The following is a 17,705-nucleotide window of genomic DNA, read 5'->3' on the forward strand; positions in this document are numbered from 1 at the left end:
AACTAGTATCTCTTATTTTTGCAAATGTTGCAAGCGATTTTGCACTTGTTCCATCATTTGAACATACTTTTTTTGTTTTTCCCGCTCGTCCTCGATTTTGGCCGCCGGCGCTTTGGAAAGAAACCTTTCGTTGGACAGCATACCGTCGCAGCGGGCGATCTCGCCTGCAAGTCTCTTCCGCTCTTTTTCCAGGCGGGCGATCTCCTGTCCAATGTCTACCAGCTCTGCAAACGGAATATAGATCGACGCCTCCGCGATCACAACAGACACCGCGTCGTCTCCGATCTCCGCCGTCTTTTCCTCCAGAACCACCACCTCGGAAGCACAGGCCAGCGAAGCAAAAAACAGATTGCCCTCCGTAAAGATCTGTCTGATCTCCTCTTTCGGACTGATGACATACACTTTGGCCTTTCTGCCCGGCGCTACGTTCATCTGTGTGCGCGCGTTGCGGATACCCCGGACAGCCTCTTTGATCGTCTCAATCTCTCTCTCTTCTTTGACAAAGCTCCATTCATCCTTATATGCAGGCCAGGAAGAAATCATGATAGATTCCTCTTCATCCTGAAGACTGCAGAAAATCTCTTCCGTGACAAACGGCATATAGGGGTGCAGCAGCTTGAGCGCCTGCAGCAGCACAGTCTGCAGCGTCCACAGCGCCGCGCGCTGACTGCCTGTGTCTTCGCTGTTGTACAATCTTGGTTTCACCATCTCAATGTACCAGTCGCAGAATTCATCCCAGATAAAATCATATACTTTCTGCACTGCAATGCCAAGCTCGAAGTGCTCCATATTTTCGGTCGCTTCTCTGATCAGCGTGTTGAGTCTGGATAAGATCCATTTGTCAACCGGCTCCAGTGTCTCCGGCTGCTCTTTGCCAATGCACTTGCCTTCCATATTCATCATAATAAAACGCGCGGCATTCCAGACTTTGTTGGCAAAGTTTCGGTTGGCCTCCACTCTTTCATAGTAGAAACGCATATCATTGCCCGGCGCGTTGCCTGTGATCAATGTCAGACGCAGCGCATCCGCACCATACTGATCGATCACTTCCAGCGGATCGATTCCGTTTCCGAGAGACTTGGACATCTTGCGCCCCTGGGAATCTCTCACAAGGCCATGGAATAACACGGTCTTAAACGGCCGCTCTCCCATCTGTTCATAGCCGGAAAAAATCATACGGATGACCCAGAAAAAGATAATATCATATCCGGTCACAAGCACATCCGTCGGATAAAAATATTTCAGATCTTCCGTCTGCTCCGGCCATCCAAGCGTGGAGAACGGCCACAGAGCCGAGGAAAACCACGTGTCCAGCGTATCAGGGTCCTGTGTAAAGTGCGCGGCTCCACACTGCGGACATGCGGACGGCACCTCTTTCGCCACCACGATATGGCCGCATTCGTCGCAATAATACGCAGGAATCCGATGGCCCCACCAGAGCTGTCTGGAGATACACCAGTCACGGATATTGTCCGTCCAGTTGAAATAGAGCTTTTCCATGCGCTCCGGCACCAGTTTGACCTCCCCCCGCTTCACCGCTTCCACTGCCGGTTTGATCAGCTCGTCCATCTTCACGAACCACTGCTTTTTCACCATCGGTTCGATTGTCGTGCCGCACCGGTCATGCGTTCCTACATTGTGCGTATAGTCTTCAATGCGCACAAGCAGTCCCATCCCCTCAAGTTCTTTTACAATCTGCCTTCTCGCCTCATAGCGGTCAAGCCCCGCATATTTTCCGCCATTGTCATTGATGGTCGCATCATCGTGTAAAATATTGATCTCCGGAAGGTCATGTCTCCTGCCCACTTCAAAGTCATTGGGATCGTGCGCCGGGGTGATCTTCACCACACCCGTACCAAATTCCGTATCGACATAAGAGTCAGCAACAATGGGAATCTCCCTTTCCACAATCGGAAGCAACACCTTCCTGCCAATCAGCTCTTTATATCTGTCATCCTCCGGGTTTACGGCAACAGCCGTATCGCCAAGCATTGTCTCCGGACGGGTCGTGGCAAACTCCAGAAAATGAGTCCTGCTTACCGTACCGTCCTCCTCAATCAGCGGATATTTGATATGCCAGAGATGTCCCGCCTGCTCCTCGTACAACACTTCCGCATCGGAAATAGATGTATTGCACACCGGACACCAGTTGACGATCCGGCTGCCCTTATAGATCCAGCCCTTCTCATGCATCTTGCAGAACACTTCGGTGACGGCCCGGTTGCAGCCCTCATCCATTGTGAACCGCTCTCTCTGCCAGTCACAGGAAGAACCCAGCTTTTTGAGCTGACTGATAATCTTTCCGCCGTATTCCTGCTTCCATTCCCAGGCCCTCTTTAAAAATCCCTCTCTGCCAAGGTCCCGTTTATCGATACCCTCTTCCTTTAATTTCTCGATGATCTTCACTTCCGTGGCAATGCTGGCATGGTCCGTACCCGGCTGCCAGAGCGCATTATAGCCCTGCATCCGCTTGAAACGGATGAGAATGTCCTGCATCGTATCGTCAAGCGCATGTCCCATATGCAGCTGCCCGGTAATGTTTGGGGGCGGAATCACAATCGTAAACGGTGTTTTGGTGTGATCGACCTCGACATGAAAATAATTGTGGTCCATCCACTTCTGATACAGTCTATCTTCGATCCCTTTCGGGTCATACGTCTTTGCAAGCTCTTTGCTCATGGAAAACCTCCTTCTGTTCCTCTTACGATTGCTGTTCCGGCGAAATAATCTTTCATGACAAAAACGCCCTTTATCAACTCTCCATTGATAAAGGGCGAAAGTCTCGCGGTACCACCTTTTTTTGTTACTCTCAGTCCATTAACGGAGACGAAGCGTGAAGCCTTACTGCACACTGTTCAGGCTTCCGGTTCCAAAGCTACCTTCCACGACTCCTTCTTCAAGCCGCCTTTCAGCCGATGGGCCGCTCTCTCTGTCAAGGGTGGTCACGTACTCTTCTTTGTCATTACCTTTTCTGTATAAAACCATTTGCTTAAAATAATATCGGGGAAATCTCATTTTGTCAATATGCAATGTGTCCAAATCCACCCCGCCAGACGATTACGGTATCGGCACACTTTTCTGCACAGACAGTTCCTCCCGGGCATGTCTGCGGGACTCGATCTCCGTACGCAGGCGACTGTCTGCCTTTTCGATCATCTGACAGGCTGTTCTGGACGCCCCAAGGCCCGACAGAACAAGACAGATCAGCAGCGACAATGGCAGTAACACGTACAACAGTTTCCTCTTCATAGACATCCCCTCATTCTCTTTAGTAGATTTTCCAGACAAATATTGACATCTACTAAATGTCAATATTGTTGTCATTTTAGCATACCATAAAGAAAATGACAAGCAGTGAGTGTCAATATCAATGGAGGCCCGTATGTTTATCAATAAATCGGCTGCCGGACGGAATAATATTTGCGGAGAAACGATCGCCAGACTGAGAATGCAGCTGGGAATTTCCCAGCGCGCATTGGCAGACAAACTACAGATTGCCGGCCTCGATATGAATAAAAATGCTATACAGCGAATCGAGTCCGGCAAACGATTTGTGACAGATATTGAATTAAAAGCAATCGCCAGCGTCCTGGAAATCACAGTGGATGAGTTATTGAGATAACACTGCTGAATCATAATGTAAAGAAACGATCACAGATTGATCTATTTCACCAATTCTTCTTTATATTTCTCCAGTATCTTCCCGGCGGTGTAATCGGAAACGTTAAAATCCCGGACGCCCATCTCCTCATAACGGGTGAGCTTGATTCGCAGGTAATAACGGGACAGAACATGATCGCTCCACGGTTTCTGTCCTTCCAGCAAGCCTGCCTCCTCCAGTATCGGTATGGCATCACTGCTCAGCTTGAACAGATAAGAAGTATCCAGTTCATCGGAAGCATGTGTCACATTGTATCTCGCTATGAGAGCATCCGGTCTGGCCAGAGAAAAGACAAGGTAGCATATGGTAACGACCGCCATCCCATAGCGAAACAGCGGAAAACGCGGTCTGTATATGGTTACAATACAGCCGGCCAGAAGGATGTCGATGACGACAAGCGACCACAGCACCAGAATCCGCAGAAATGTGAGCTGATATGCCTGCACATACAAAATCATGCGCATGGCGGAGGAAGCGTCCATAATCAGCGTACAGGCGGAAAAAGCAGTCAGAAGGAGCTTCAATGTCCCGTGTTCCCGAAACCTGGAGACAAAGGTGAGCAGGATAATGACATTCATCAGACAGACAGTCAGCAGTTGAAAATAGCCTTCCCGCGCATAGGAGGCATACGTATAGCCTTCCGTCAGCGTGACGCTGCCCATAAACAGACAGGAAATCTGGATCGCGCAGAAGATCACATATACGACTGTTAAGACCAGCAGAAAAGCAATCCCGATCATCGGCTCCCATCTCTTTTGTTCTTTCCTGACGGCCATCGTTTCCCCGCGGTCGGTTAGATATGCGATCATCGCATAAGAGCCGAACACGCCCACTGCCAGAAGCAGACAGAACCATAACGGATGGGCAGGAAATCCAATCCATGACAGCATCGTTTCGCACAGACGTTCAAATACCGCGTCAGCGCTGGCCAACAGAAATACCGCTGCCAGGACGACCGGTGCAGACAGGCTCGCGCCCAGCCATATATATTTGCTCTTTGACGGTTTTCCATCCCGCTCTCCTGACAAAGCCCGGTCAACAGACTGAAAAAAGCACGGCAGCCAGCCCATGGATACAAAAGGCGTCCCACAAATCCAAACCAGCCAGGCACCGGGCCCCACGTTTCCGTATTACAGAAATGTGCAAGCAACAGACAGAGAAACAGAAGCAGCATCCCGATCGTATTCCACGTAATCAGAAGACGACTTCCTGTGAGAACACTGCTGAGCGATAAAAGTCCCCAGCAAATAAAATAAAACAGCGTACGTCTCCCCGTCTGCAGTCCCATATTTCGAAACAGGGCATACAGCCCGCCCATGGTCAGCAATGACAATATCGGTACAGAAATACCACAAAATCCCGGATAAAGGCAAAAAGCAAACAAAATACCGTATAGAATACAGCCGATTCCATACACCCGGAAATGATCCATCAGCTGCTCCAGTTTCGGACTGCGCACCGACTTTGCGGACGGAGCAGGCGCCGGGACAATCGGCCGTCCGCCGCCCGGATATGGCTGGCCCGGCGGCAGGCAAGCGCCCGGATACGGAGGATTCAGCGGCGGATGGCCGTCCGGATGCGACTGCCTGGCAGTTCCGTTTTTCCTGCTTCTGTCTCCTTGCCCGCCGTTTTCCCCGTACATAGTTTCCCCATACATATTTTCCCCGTACATAGTTTCCTCCTTACTCCCTGATCATGATTCGTTCTCTTTTTCATCCGGCTGCCACTCCAGCAGATCTCCCGGCTGACAGGCGAGCGCCTTACAGATCTTATCGAGAGTGTCTAATTTGACCGCCTTTGCCCTGCCGTTTTTTAACACGGAGATATTGGCGATCGTAATCCCCACCCGTTCGGACAGTTCGGTCACGCTCACTTTTCGTTTTGCCAACATGACATCGATATTGATAATGATCATAGCTTCCTCTTCCATCCTTCTCTCAGATCGTCAACTCATTTTCCTCTGCCATCTGCGCCGCTTTGTAGATCAGATGTGACAGGGCGGCCGCCGCCACAGTGATCGTCACTCCCACGAACACAACTACCAGGATCAGAAGCAGCAGGCCGCCGCCGCACATGTTAAATGTAAAAAAAATACCGCTGCCAACGAATAAAAACGCCGAATCAAAGGCTGCCAGAGCGGCAATCCGTTTGAGCATCCGGGCATTGATATAAGAAAACGAATTGTCTCTGCCAATCTCGGATGCCACCCGCCAGCAGCACAGCAGCACGAGATAGCAGGGAATCGCTGTGATCCATAAAAAGATCATCCATGGAACATAGCTATTCCCATACTGTGGCAGATCACGCAGTACGATCTTTCCAATCGCCGGCAGAAAATAGAAATAAATAATAAGCCCGCACATACCGATACCGATGATGGCAGCTTTCAAGGAATTGGCCAATCCTTTCTGGTTCATTACGGTTCCCCCTGTCTTTCCTGTCAATACTTGGTGCCATTTATTTCCATCATTTCCCATCTGCTGTTATCATACTCCCGCACGCAAATAAAGTCAACAAATATTTATCGTAATTCGATAAATATTTGTTGACTTTCAGATTTCCTTCCACTTACTTCCCGAACGCTGTCAGATCGAGTGTGGCAAAATAATCCTCCGGCGTCTCCGCCCTCCGAATCATCTGCGTGCTGCCGTCCTCCTTTAACAGAATTTCCGCGCTCCTGAGCTTGCCGTTATAATTGTAACCCATGGAAAATCCGTGCGCTCCCGTATCATGGAGCACCAGGTAATCCCCGACCGCGATCTCCGGCAGCGCACGGTCGACCGCAAACTTATCACAGTTTTCGCAGAGACCGCCGACTACATCATAGACATGCGTGAGCGGCTCCTCCTCTTTCCCGAGAACGGTAATGTGATGATAAGCGCCATACACCGCCGGCCGCATCAGATTCGCCGCACAGGCATCCACACCGATATATTCCTTGTAAATATGCTTTTCATGAATGGCTTTCGTCACCAGGCAGCCATACGGCGCGAGCATAAAGCGCCCCATCTCCGTGTAGATCGCCAGATCATCCATCCCCGCCGGAGTGAGGATCTCTTCATAAGCCTGGCGCACCCCTTCACCGATAGCCATAATATCATTGGGCGTATCTTCCGGTTTATAGGGAATGCCGACGCCGCCGGAGAGGTTGATAAAGGCAATATGGACATCCAGTTCCTGCTTCAGCTGGACGGCCAGCCGGAAGAGGATTCTCGCCAGTTTCGGATAATAGGCCTCCGATATGGTATTGCTGGCGAGAAACGCGTGAATGCCGAAATGTTTGACGCCTTTCGCCTTCATATAGCGGAACGCCTCTTTCATCTGCTCTTTTGTCATGCCGTATTTCGCGTCTCTCGGCGTGTCCATAATCTGATTGTGGATCTCAAAATCTCCGCCCGGATTATAGCGGCAACACATCGTCTCTTTAAACGGCGCGATCTTCTCATAAAATTTCAGATGAGTTATGTCATCGAAATTGATAATCGCCTCCAGGTCACTGGCCAGCCTGAAGTCTTCCTCCGGCGTCATATTGGAGGAAAACATAATCTCCTCGCCGCCAAATCCTACCTGCTGTGACAGATACAATTCCGTATAGGACGAGCAGTCCATGCCAATCCCTTCTTCTCTTAAGATCTGCATCAGATAAGGATTGGGTGTCGCCTTGACCGCAAAATATTCTTTGAATCCCGGGTTCCATGCAAACGCCCGTTTCACTCTGCGGGCATTTTCCCGAATCCCTGTTTCGTCATATAAATGAAAGGGAGTCGGATACTTCTCCGCCATCTCCCGTACTTGTGAAAGTGTTACAAAAGGCTTTTTTTCCATATATTAACATCCTTTCTTTCGTATGCCCTGAGGGCAGGAGCTTCCTGCCGTACATGAATGTATCATATACCTGCCCGTGTGTCAATCCGTCCTGCGACTGTCCTTCATGCCCGTCCTAAAGCTCCTTGGGAAAAATATCACCGAGAAAGATTCGTCCGCTCTCCTGCCTTTCCTCATAAGTCTGTAATACCTGGGCACTGGCCGTCCGGATCTCCTCTTCCAGCTCTCTGGCGGAGATGAGAATGCAGCCCGCACCGCGGATAATAATCTGCTCGAGCCCGTCGGAGGTGGCCACGCTGATCTGATACTGCCGGCTGTTCTCATGGGCGAATTTCTCGATATACTGGTCGGCAGTCTCTGCCTCCTTCGTATATACGACGTGGATGTTATGATAATCGAGTGTCTCCTCCGCATGTCCCTCCAGACGGTAGGCATCGAAAACCGCAATCAGCTCACAGCCGCGGACCCCCTGATAATTGCAGAGAATATCCAGGAGGCGGCCCCGGGCGCCGTCCAGACTGACCTGCGCCAGTTCCCGCAGCTCCTCCCAGGCAAAAATGATATTGTATCCGTCCACAAGCAGGTATTCCGGCTTTCTCTCCCGGGGACGGTAAACACGCGTCTCGGACGCAGTCGTGCTCTGCGGCCTTTTCCTCCTCGCGGAAATGCCCTTATGCGTGACCGGCGAGTCCTTTCTGTTGGCGTAAGCCGTCCTGTTGAGGATCGCATCGATCTCCTCCGTACCGATCGCGATCTCCTTTTCTTCCGGACTGCGGCGGCGCGCGTATTCCCTGATCTCCTCGTCGGTAAGGATTTGCGCCGCGCTGAGTATGGACGGCAGGTGCATATAACGCGCCACCTCATACCAGGGCACCGTAAATCCGGCGCCGTGAGCGCAGAAAACCGAGTCCGCACAGTTGCGCACATCCCGCTCCGGATCATAGGCCCGCTCCGCCAGTACTTCCTCCGCATTATGGCAGGGCGCATATCCTTTCATAGTACACGTCAGACTGCCCTGTCCCTTTGTATAGCTGACGACTTCCTGATGGTATGCCTGCATACAGGCTACGGGAGCGCTGCCCCGCAGCACCGCTGTCTCCCCTTTGATTTCCGGCTGGAAAGCGCGCGCATGAAGCCGCTCCAGATCGGTCATCGCCCGGCCCGTCATCGCAGACGGCACTTCCAGTACGAAATCATAATACGGTTCCAGTAATACGCTCTGAGCCTGCATCAGTCCCTGTCGCACCGCCCGGTATACCGCCTGCCGGAAGTCTCCGCCTTCCGTGTGCTTCAGATGTGCCTTCCCTGATTTGAGGGTGATCTTCATGTCCGTAATGGCAGAGCCTGTGAGCACGCCGCGGTGTTCCCGCTCCCGCAGATGTGTCAACACAAGACGCTGCCAGTTCCGGTCAAGTACGTCCTCACTGCAGTCCGCCTCAAAGACAAGTCCGCTGCCCGGTTCCCCCGGCTCCAGCAGAAGATGCACCTCCGCATAGTGGCGCAGAGGTTCAAAGTGCCCCACCCCTTCCACGGTATCTGCAATCGTCTCTTTGTATACAATGCTCCCCGGCCCGAAATCGACTTCCATTCCGAACCGTTCCTGCATCAGATGCCGTAAGATCTGAGTCTGGATCTCTCCCATCAGCTTCACCCGGATCTCCCGGTGCATCTCGTCCCATTCCACATGTAGCTGCGGTTCCTCTTCCGTCAGGAAGCGCGCCGCCTGAAGCACGCGGACCGGGTCACATCCCTCCGGGACAAGCATCTGACAGGAGAGCGCCGGTGCAAGCAGAGGAAGCGTCGTCTCTGTTTCCGTCCCCAACCCCGCTCCGGCAAACGTATGCTCCAGCCCGGTTACTGCCGCCGCCATGCCGGCTTCCAGCTGCGTCGTCGTCTCGTATCTGTCACCGGAATAGAATCTGATCTGACTGACTTTTTCCTGCACCTCTCCTTCCGCTGTCCGTATGTCCACCAAGTCCCGGACCGCCAGACTGCCGCCCGTCACCTTCAGATAAGTCAGACGCGCTCCCTGTTCATCCCTTCCGATCTTATACACTCTGGCGCCAAAAGCCTGCGGATACACCGGAGGCCTTAGATAGCGGCTGATTCCATCCAAAAGCTCCTCCACTCCCACTTCCTTCAGCGCAGACCCAAAATAACAGGGAAATACTTTCCTCGCCATTATCAGTCTGCAAATCTCACTCTCTTCCAGACTGCCGCTCTCCAGATACTGTTCCAGCGCGTGTTCCTCGCACACGGCTATGTTCTCATAAAAATCATCCGATCGTTCCGCGCAAAAGTCGATGCAGCCCTCGTCCAGCGATGTTTTCAGTTCCGCCTGAAGCGCTTCCCTGTCTGTCACAGGCTGGTCCATCTTATTGACAAATATAATGACAGGTACGTCATATTGCTCCAGCAGTTTCCACAGCGTCCGCGTATGGGCCTGTATGCCCTCGGCCCCATTGATCACAAGAATGGCGCCGTCCAACACTTGCAGTGTCCGCTCCATCTCCGCAGAGAAATCCACGTGCCCCGGCGTATCCATCAGTGTGATCTGTAAGTCTCCATAAGAAAAGATGGCCTGCTTGGAAAAGATTGTGATGCCCCGCTGCTTTTCCAGCGCGTAAGTATCCAGAAAAGTGTCCCCTTTGTCCACCCTTCCCGCCTTTTTCAGTCTGCCGCTCTTATGTAGCAGACTTTCCGACAGCGTCGTCTTGCCGGCGTCCACATGGGCCAATATCCCCAAGATCAATGATTTCATGTATTTCTCCGTTCTCCACTGCAATTCCTACCGGCCGTCTCCCCGTCACTGCGCGGCGATCCGCTCCGCCAGATCGGTCAGATAGACGTACCGCTCCATTTTCTCTTCCAACAGCTTTTCCGTCTTTTCCTTTTCTTCCGTAAGCGCGCCCAGCTTCACAAAGTCAGTCGCTGCCTGAGCCATCCTGCCTTCCAGAGCGGCCAGAGCGGCTTCGATTGCTTCGATGTCAGCCTCGATTGTCTCATACTCTTTCTGCTCTTTATAAGTGAATTTCAGTTTCCGGTTCTGACTTTTCTGCTCCTTCCACTGTCTGCCGGCAGCTTTCTCCTGACCGGAAGCAGCCTCCCGGGACATCTCCGCCGCCGAAACCGCGCCGCCCTGCGCTGCGCTCTCTCCCCAGAGCCGCTCGCCTTTTTCCTGAAAATATTCGGTATAACTTCCGTTATACAGCAATATCCGGCCGTCGCCCTCAAAGGTCAGCATCCGCCTCGCCACACGGTCGAGGAAATAACGATCATGGGAAACTGTGATCACGATCCCCGGAAATGTGTCCAGATAGTCCTCCAGCACGCAGAGCGTCTGAATATCCAGATCGTTGGTCGGCTCGTCGAGAATCAGTACATTCGGCGCCTCCATCAGCACTTTCGCCAGATACAGCCGCCTCCGCTCGCCGCCCGACAGTTTGCCGATCCTCGCGTACTGGAGAGCCCCTTCGAATAAAAATTTCTCCAGCATCTGGGAGGCCGTCACCGTGCCGTCCGCCGTCCGGATCACTTCCGCCGTCTCCCGGATATAATCGATGACCTTCTGGTCTGCGTCCATATGTTCCGCTTCCTGGGCATAATATCCGATCTTAACGGTCTCCCCGGTCTCCACCTGACCGCTGTCCGCCGTCTCCTGTCCGGTGATCAGACGCATCAGCGTCGTCTTCCCGCAGCCGTTTGGACCTAAAATGCCAATCCGGTCCGTCCGCAGAAACGTATATGTAAAATCCCGGATCAGCATGTTCTCTCCATAGCTCTTGGAAATATGGTGCAGAAGGATCGTCTTCTTTCCCAGTCTGGATGAGACGGCCTCAATCTCCACATTTGCCTCCGGTATCCTCTTCTCTTCATCCCGGAGCGCCTCGTATCTGGCGATATGCGCTTTCTGCTTGGTAGCACGCGCCCTGGCTCCTCTCTGTATCCAGGCGATCTCCTTACGCAGCATATTTTCATGCTTTTTCTGCGTGGAAGCCGCCATGGCCTCTCTCTCAGCCTTCAGCTTCAGAAAACCTTCGTAATTCGTCTGGTAGGAATACAGCTTTCCCTGATGCACTTCCACGATACGGTTACACACAAGATCGAGAAAGTAGCGGTCATGCGTGACCATGACGACCGTGCCCTTGTACGCCCGCAGCCAGTTTTCCAGCCATTCTGTCATCCGGTTGTCCAGATGGTTGGTCGGCTCATCGAGAATCAGGATCTCTCTGCCTGACAAAAGCGCACCCGCCAGCGCCACTTTCTTTTTCTGTCCGCCGGAGAGAGGATCGATGACCTGTCCATAGTCGGTAAAACCAAGTCTGTTCAGCATCGACTTCGCCTCCCCTTCTATGTCCCAGGCATGGGCACTGTCAGCGTTCGCCGTGACGACATAATCATAGATCGTCATTCCCTCCGGAAAGACCGGATTCTGGGGCAGATAACTGACCATCACCTGACTGCCTCTGGTCAGCTCTCCCGCTTCAAACGATTCCAGCCCTGCGATCACTTTCAGAAGCGTTGATTTTCCCGTACCGTTGATGCCGATGATTCCTGTCTTTTCCCCCGCTTCCAGACTGAAGTCCACGCCGTCCAGCAATATTTTATCCGTGTATGATTTTGTCACATGTTTCATCGTCAGTAAATTCATGTCATGCCGCCTTTATGTAAGGAAGCCTCTGTATAAAGAGGCTTCGAAAATTACTGTCTTACTGCATCCCGTTGACCTGTTTGTATTTATAGAGCATTTCCGCATGATTCTGCTCCTCGACCTGAATGTCCGCCAGAAGTTTGCGCACGGAAGAATCACAGCATGTAAATACATTTGTATTGTACTCGGAAGAGACGAGCTTTTCCGTGCCGATGCAGTCCGTCGCAAGGAAACAGTCTTCCTTCTTCTCCTGGGAATTGGTCATCTGATCGTATGTTCTCTTAGGCTCATAATTTCTGCCCTGAGAATCATTGCAGTCGCAGGTCGGTACGGTCCCTTTTAATACCTGCCCGAGAGAATTATAATGTTCCTGCTCATTCTGCTTTAATGTCTGGAACAGATTTTTCAACTCTGTGTCATGCGCCTGCTGCCCATATTTCTCGTATTTCCTGATACATGTCTCTTCCTGCGTCTGCAGGTCTTTGATCGTCGTTGCTTCTTTTTCTGTCAATACCATACACGTGCACCTCGCTTAGAATTTTTTTACAATGCCAGTATGCCCGTGCGCAGTCAAATTATACGCCATCCATATTCAATACCCGCGAATCCGGTCCGCAGAGTCATCTTCCGTATTGATGATCTTTTGAATCATCACCGGATAGCTGTATGTATCGTTGACTTTCACTTCCACTCTGTCTCCGGCCTTATGTCCCATCAGCGCTTTTCCGAGCGGTGATTCTATGCTGATCAGGTTGTGCAGAGAGTCGCCTCTGACCGTCGTCACAATCCGGTACTGTTCCGTAACGTCATCTTCCTCAAAGTAGACTTCCACCGTATTGTTCATGCCAACCTCATCCTCTTTGGAGCTGTCGTCGATCATCTGCGCCGTCCGCAGCATCCGCTCCAGATAGCGAATCCGGCTCTCGTTTTTATTTTTTTCCTTTTTCGCCGCGTGATATTCAAAATTTTCGCTCAGGTCCCCATGCGCCCTCGTCTCTTTCACGTCCTCCAGCAGCTTCGGACGCAGTTCCAGCTTCCGGTAGTCGATCTCCTCCTGCATCTTTTTCATATCTGATCTTGTCAGTTTATCGTACATTCCCGCCTCCTGAAAATGTGGGATATAATATCTGAAGGTGATGTTGCAATCCCTTCCGTATCACTGCCCGAACATTTGTACCTTCCTTATTTTAACAGGCGCCGGCTGATCTGGCAATCGGTTTTTGAGTACTCACAGAACAGGCGCAGGAGCAAATATCCGCTCACAGAATCTCTGTCATTCCTCCTGTGAGGATGCCGATATTGCGTCTGTAGATCTCCGGCAAGTCTTCAATCGGAAGCGGGTTCTCCCCATATCCTGCCTCTATCGTATAGCCCGGCCTGTCGTACTGTAAAATAAACCAGTCCTTATAGCCCGCATTCCCGGACGCATAAGGGGTCTGCTCGACCGCATAGTCGCTCACTTCCCCGAAATGGTCCGCGATCTCTCTGGAACGGGGCGGCTCCAGATCTTTATATTTCCAGTAGATCACTTCCCCCTGTGTATGATAAGCCAGTATCAGAGAAAAATCATGAGACGTTGTGAACTCATAAATCGCCCGGCTCTCAGGAGCCGTCAGGGGCGCCGGCCCCACGTAATCTCTCGGCGCAGGTGTCCGGTAGCCCTGCTCATATTTGATCTGCTTTGCCAGCTCCCAGTCCGCCGGAAACTGAAGGTTCAGATCGGTCCCCTCAATATTTGCCTTCCAGCCATCCGGAAAGGGAATCTGTGGATAGTCCGCCGCAATCCGTCTGGCCTGCTCATAATAGTCTCCTTCTGTCAGCGCGCCTGTCACCAGATCGACACCGTCCGGATTGACGAGCGGTATGAGATAAAGTGTTACCTGTTGGTACAGAGCTCTGGCATCAACACCGTTGAACAGTTCACCCTCCGCCACCGCCCGCGCATAGTCTTCCGCAAACTGCAAGAGGACCGGCACCGTGATCCACTCGTTGGCATGAAACGCTGCGCTGTAACAGACCTGTATCTCACCGACACCCAGACGCAGCGCAGGGATCTCTTTCCCCATCACACTGCTGCCGATCACTGTCTTTTCCATAAAAGGATAATACATGAGCAAATGCTCTATCGCTTTCATCGTTGTGTCATACGAATATGCTGTCAATTCCATCTGTCCACCCGCTTTTTTGATTTATTTCCTGTCCCCGCCAGACCGGCGGTTCTGCCATACGCTGTCTGACAGGACTCTCCATTATTTCATACATATGCGGGGAACGTTTGAAAAATCAGTCTTTCACGCAGAGTGCTTCCGGGCCGGCCCAATCCTGAAACTATCGAATGAAGTTGGTTACGATCCGGGATTCCTTTTCCGGCAGACCATAAGTCTCTTTGCCAAGCGCAATACTTTTCATCAAAAACGACATATTCTCCGCCAGAACACGCATCGTCTGAAGTCCTTCCTCATCCTGCGCGGCCTCTCCGGCGGTTCTGCCGTGAATGCTGTTCCAGTACTGGCCGGAAGCGACAGGCATCCCGGAGATTGTAAAGTATTTATTCAGCTCGTCAAACGTCGCCGAAAGGCCGCCTCTTCTGGCCGCCACCACACTGGCTCCCACTTTCATCGTCTTGTCGAACGATGTACTGTAGAACAGCCGGTCCAGAAAGGCTATAAGCGTGGCATTGGCGGACGCATAGTAGACCGGGCTGCCGACTACAAGGCCGTCGCAGGCTTCAAAGAGCGGCGCTGTCTCATTGACGAGATCGCCAAAGGCACATTTACCGTTCCTGCCGCAAAAACCGCAGGCGACGCAGCCTCTGATGTCCTTGCCACCGATCTGCACCAGCTCTGTCCCGATCTGATTCCTGGCAAACACCTTCTCCATCTCATGCAGTGCGATATAAGTATTCCCCTCCACATGCGGGGAGCCGTTGATCATAAGTACTTTCATTCTTACCATCCTTTCCCATCTTATATTTATTTGTTTTTATACCCTCAGTGGACAAGGGTACACACGCCGTGTGTCCCTTTGTTCACTGAGGGTACAGTAATGAGAGCATATGAACTGCCGCCGAAAACAGAACTGCCACACAGCCCTGAACCATTCCTGTCGCCAGAAGACACAGCAGGACGATCCGCATCATTACCATCACAAATGCGGCGGCGGCCCACACACCGGCGGAAATCCCAAAGTAGACGGCCAGAACAGCCATAAACATTACCCAAAGCAGCGCATGGAATAAAAGCATCCATAACAAGCCGTGTTTCTTAGTGAGCCATTTTCTGCTGAGCAGACAGTTAAGCCCCGCAGCGAATACCGCCAGTAACAGCATCACAAAATAATCCGGAAAAAAGACGGTCTCCGCATACAACACTTCATACATCGGTCTTTGTCCGACTGTCAGATTCCAGTAAATGAACGGAAGAAACAGCAGGATCGCACCCAGCAAAATAAACGCGCCGTCCCGCAGCCCATAACCTGTTCTCTTCTCAAGCATCTCTTTCTCCTTTTCCTCTTTTGTGATCAGCCACATCCTGCATCACGTTCCCGCATAGAAAAAATCTCATTTCCCATACGGCAAAATGACAGGAGCATTCTATCTCCTGCCATTTATCTTATACTCCCTGATCATTCGCTGTCAAGAACTGCGCCGGGTATGACAAACGCATTAAAGAACAAACTGTGAACAAGAACACGACTTTGATTTTGCACCGCAGAAGGACAGAAAGATTTTCGTGTCTGCGACTTGCGGAGGATATTTGTATTTTCTATTGTCCTGTCAACATCAGCAGTTTCCGGACACGGAGGTTCGGAAAAGGGCTGCCTGAGCCCGGATGGCGAATGCAGACCGTCTGCGTCGCCGGCATAGGACTTGACAGAAGGACAATCTGAAAATACCAGATCCGCAGCACGGAGCATAACGGAAACTTTTTGACCTTCTGCTCATAACGGAAATCGGCTGATGAATGTTCACAGTTTAATCACTGATACGTTTGTCATGTAGCCCGATCGCACGAATCCGGCCTAAAACCGGATCGGCTCCACATCTTCATCGAGGGGCATCATCTCATACTCGGGAAGTTGATCGAGCAGTTCGTTCAGGCAGATGCCCGTGCTGTAGACGACGTCATGAGCCAGCATAATGATCTTCTTGCGTCCCAGTGTCGTCTCTACGCCGTTGGCGATCAGATCCTGCGGGTCCGCATCTTCCACAGCGTCTTCCAGACTGGCATTCCAGTCATAATAAATATAGCCCCGCTCTGTCATCTCCTCGATGATTTCCTCGTTGACGCCCTGATTATAGCTGTTGACGCTGCCTCCGGGAAACCGGAAGAGCTTTACATCCACGCCTGTCACCTCGTAGACAGTCTGCCTCGCCGTCTCAAAATCCTCGACATAGCTGTCCACACTCTCATACACCTGTTCATAGTCATGGGTGTCACAGTGGATGCCGATCGTATGCCCTTCCTCTACAATCCTGCGCGCAATCTCCGGATGCTTTCTCACATTTTCTCCTACAAGAAAGAATGTCGCCCTGATGCCCCGCTCTTTTAAAATATCCAGCACCCTCGCGGTGTTTTCCTCGGATGGTCCGTCATCAAATGTCAGATACATCGTCTTTGGGTGGAAATAATACTCGATCCCCTGCACGATGCCGTCCGCGATCTGTTCCTGATATTCCTCCGTGATCAGCAGGTTCCGTTCCTCTTTGTTGGACAGAAATCCTGTCTCAATCAGGCAGGACGGCATTTTCGTCTCACCGGTCACATGGAAGTCCGCATCTCCCCGCAGTTCCCGCTCTGCTGTCTCCACCTTCCTTGCCGTCTGCTGGCGCATAAGCTGTGCCAGCCGCCTGTTATCCCACCCGGTGCCCGTCTCCTCATACCACACTTCCATTCCGCTGACACTCGTATCCTCGGAAGCATTCTGATGAATGCTCACATAAATGTCTGCGCGGGCGGCATTTGCCATTTTTACCCGCTCCTCTTTGGTGATATAGCTGTCATCTTCCCGCGACATGATAACCGTATAGCCGAGCGCTTCCAGTTTGTCACGCACCCGTCCGGCAATCGATAAGTTCACCATTTTCTCCTGGATTCCGCCTCTGGCACAGCCTTCGTCCTCACCGCCATGCCCCGGGTCTATAAAAATCACCGGTATATCTGACACTTCTGTCAGCATCCCCGAAGCCCACAATTCGTCAAACATCCCTTCCAGCGAATAACTCTGCATCGGAGTCTGCGGCTGCACTTCTTTCTCCGCCTGGACTTCCCGCGAGGCTGCAAACACTTCCAGTGCAGGAATCCTTTGCAGCAGAAAAGCAGTCAGACAGACCATCGCGATCGTCGCCGCCGTGACAAAAACACGTTTCAAAACCCGGAGCCTTTGCTCCCGCCTGCGGTTTTCCCGGCAGACTTGTCTGAAATTCTTTCCTTCGCGGCGAACGTTTTTTCTTTTGCCGGCCGTCCTTTTGCTGTGACCAATTTCTCTTTTGTGCATAATACCAAACTCCCCTGTAATTTCGATAAGATAAGATTACACAGGCGCTGCATCAAATTGGTATCATTTTTG

15 protein-coding genes and 1 other annotated feature are annotated in these 17,705 nt (G+C 51.7%); of the genes, 1 reads left to right on the forward strand and 14 read right to left on the reverse strand.

The features are described from left to right. Window positions 1-12: 12 nt before the first annotated feature. Window positions 13-2,679 (reverse strand): valine--tRNA ligase, encoded by a 2,667-nt coding sequence (locus tag V1224_12170; GenBank protein ID WWR15222.1) that lies wholly within the window; start codon window positions 2,677-2,679, stop codon window positions 13-15. A gap of 87 nt (window positions 2,680-2,766) precedes the next feature. Next, window positions 2,767-2,972, reverse strand: a binding site (T-box leader). Between the two features lie 85 nt (window positions 2,973-3,057). Further along, window positions 3,058-3,249: a hypothetical protein gene (locus tag V1224_12175; protein WWR15223.1), complete on the reverse strand. Its 192-nt coding sequence runs from the start codon at window positions 3,247-3,249 to the stop codon at window positions 3,058-3,060. Between the two features lie 133 nt (window positions 3,250-3,382). Between V1224_12175 and V1224_12180 the strand changes: the two genes are divergently transcribed. Beyond that, a complete protein-coding gene (locus V1224_12180; protein WWR15224.1) occupies window positions 3,383-3,622 on the forward strand; it encodes a helix-turn-helix transcriptional regulator in 240 nt (79 codons plus the stop codon). A 41-nt stretch (window positions 3,623-3,663) separates the two neighbouring features. Here the strand turns inward: V1224_12180 and V1224_12185 are convergent, their stop codons facing one another. The 12 genes from V1224_12185 to V1224_12240 form a co-directional block, all read right to left on the reverse strand. Beyond that, window positions 3,664-4,731 (reverse strand): DUF4173 domain-containing protein, encoded by a 1,068-nt coding sequence (locus V1224_12185; GenBank protein ID WWR15225.1) that lies wholly within the window; start codon window positions 4,729-4,731, stop codon window positions 3,664-3,666. A gap of 623 nt (window positions 4,732-5,354) precedes the next feature. Beyond that, window positions 5,355-5,591 carry a helix-turn-helix transcriptional regulator gene (locus V1224_12190; GenBank protein WWR15226.1) on the reverse strand — a complete coding sequence of 79 codons (237 nt, stop codon included), beginning with the start codon at window positions 5,589-5,591 and terminating at the stop codon, window positions 5,355-5,357. Between the two features lie 7 nt (window positions 5,592-5,598). Beyond that, entirely contained in the window at window positions 5,599-6,078 is a 480-nt protein-coding gene (locus tag V1224_12195) for a DUF2975 domain-containing protein (GenBank protein ID WWR15227.1), read from the reverse strand. Window positions 6,079-6,229: 151 nt separating this feature from the next. Next, entirely contained in the window at window positions 6,230-7,486 is a 1,257-nt protein-coding gene (locus V1224_12200) for a diaminopimelate decarboxylase (protein WWR15228.1), read from the reverse strand. 115 nt (window positions 7,487-7,601) lie between these two features. Continuing rightward, window positions 7,602-10,247, reverse strand: coding sequence for a translation factor GTPase family protein (locus V1224_12205; protein ID WWR15229.1), 2,646 nt, complete (start codon window positions 10,245-10,247; stop codon window positions 7,602-7,604). Between the two features lie 45 nt (window positions 10,248-10,292). Next, on the reverse strand, window positions 10,293-12,137 hold the full coding sequence (locus tag V1224_12210; protein WWR15230.1) for an ABC-F family ATP-binding cassette domain-containing protein: 1,845 nt from the start codon (window positions 12,135-12,137) through the stop codon (window positions 10,293-10,295). Between the two features lie 58 nt (window positions 12,138-12,195). After that, a complete protein-coding gene (locus V1224_12215; protein WWR15231.1) occupies window positions 12,196-12,654 on the reverse strand; it encodes a ferritin-like domain-containing protein in 459 nt (152 codons plus the stop codon). A 75-nt stretch (window positions 12,655-12,729) separates the two neighbouring features. Beyond that, window positions 12,730-13,233 carry a transcription elongation factor GreA gene (gene greA, locus V1224_12220; GenBank protein WWR15232.1) on the reverse strand — a complete coding sequence of 168 codons (504 nt, stop codon included), beginning with the start codon at window positions 13,231-13,233 and terminating at the stop codon, window positions 12,730-12,732. Between the two features lie 163 nt (window positions 13,234-13,396). Next, window positions 13,397-14,305 (reverse strand): M14 family metallocarboxypeptidase, encoded by a 909-nt coding sequence (locus V1224_12225; protein ID WWR15233.1) that lies wholly within the window; start codon window positions 14,303-14,305, stop codon window positions 13,397-13,399. A 160-nt stretch (window positions 14,306-14,465) separates the two neighbouring features. Beyond that, window positions 14,466-15,083 carry a flavodoxin family protein gene (locus tag V1224_12230; GenBank protein ID WWR15234.1) on the reverse strand — a complete coding sequence of 206 codons (618 nt, stop codon included), beginning with the start codon at window positions 15,081-15,083 and terminating at the stop codon, window positions 14,466-14,468. An 82-nt stretch (window positions 15,084-15,165) separates the two neighbouring features. Next, window positions 15,166-15,666 (reverse strand): hypothetical protein, encoded by a 501-nt coding sequence (locus V1224_12235; protein ID WWR15235.1) that lies wholly within the window; start codon window positions 15,664-15,666, stop codon window positions 15,166-15,168. A 491-nt stretch (window positions 15,667-16,157) separates the two neighbouring features. Further along, entirely contained in the window at window positions 16,158-17,507 is a 1,350-nt protein-coding gene (locus V1224_12240; GenBank protein WWR15236.1) for an N-acetylmuramoyl-L-alanine amidase, read from the reverse strand. Between the last annotated feature and the right edge of the window lie 198 nt (window positions 17,508-17,705).

Source organism: Lachnospiraceae bacterium JLR.KK008, from assembly GCA_037015955.1.
In the GTDB taxonomy this organism is placed as follows: domain Bacteria; phylum Bacillota; class Clostridia; order Lachnospirales; family Lachnospiraceae; genus VSOB01.

Coding starts and splice junctions, on each gene's coding strand:
- V1224_12170 (WWR15222.1), bottom strand. CDS start 2,679: ATGAGCAAAGAGCTTGCAAAGACGTATGACCCGAAAGGGATCGAAGAT.
- V1224_12175 (WWR15223.1), bottom strand. CDS start 3,249: ATGAAGAGGAAACTGTTGTACGTGTTACTGCCATTGTCGCTGCTGATC.
- V1224_12180 (WWR15224.1), top strand. CDS start 3,383: ATGTTTATCAATAAATCGGCTGCCGGACGGAATAATATTTGCGGAGAA.
- V1224_12185 (WWR15225.1), bottom strand. CDS start 4,731: ATGGGCTGGCTGCCGTGCTTTTTTCAGTCTGTTGACCGGGCTTTGTCA.
- V1224_12190 (WWR15226.1), bottom strand. CDS start 5,591: ATGGAAGAGGAAGCTATGATCATTATCAATATCGATGTCATGTTGGCA.
- V1224_12195 (WWR15227.1), bottom strand. CDS start 6,078: ATGAACCAGAAAGGATTGGCCAATTCCTTGAAAGCTGCCATCATCGGT.
- V1224_12200 (WWR15228.1), bottom strand. CDS start 7,486: ATGGAAAAAAAGCCTTTTGTAACACTTTCACAAGTACGGGAGATGGCG.
- V1224_12205 (WWR15229.1), bottom strand. CDS start 10,247: ATGAAATCATTGATCTTGGGGATATTGGCCCATGTGGACGCCGGCAAG.
- V1224_12210 (WWR15230.1), bottom strand. CDS start 12,137: ATGAATTTACTGACGATGAAACATGTGACAAAATCATACACGGATAAA.
- V1224_12215 (WWR15231.1), bottom strand. CDS start 12,654: ATGGTATTGACAGAAAAAGAAGCAACGACGATCAAAGACCTGCAGACG.
- greA (WWR15232.1), bottom strand. CDS start 13,233: ATGTACGATAAACTGACAAGATCAGATATGAAAAAGATGCAGGAGGAG.
- V1224_12225 (WWR15233.1), bottom strand. CDS start 14,305: ATGGAATTGACAGCATATTCGTATGACACAACGATGAAAGCGATAGAG.
- V1224_12230 (WWR15234.1), bottom strand. CDS start 15,083: ATGAAAGTACTTATGATCAACGGCTCCCCGCATGTGGAGGGGAATACT.
- V1224_12235 (WWR15235.1), bottom strand. CDS start 15,666: ATGTGGCTGATCACAAAAGAGGAAAAGGAGAAAGAGATGCTTGAGAAG.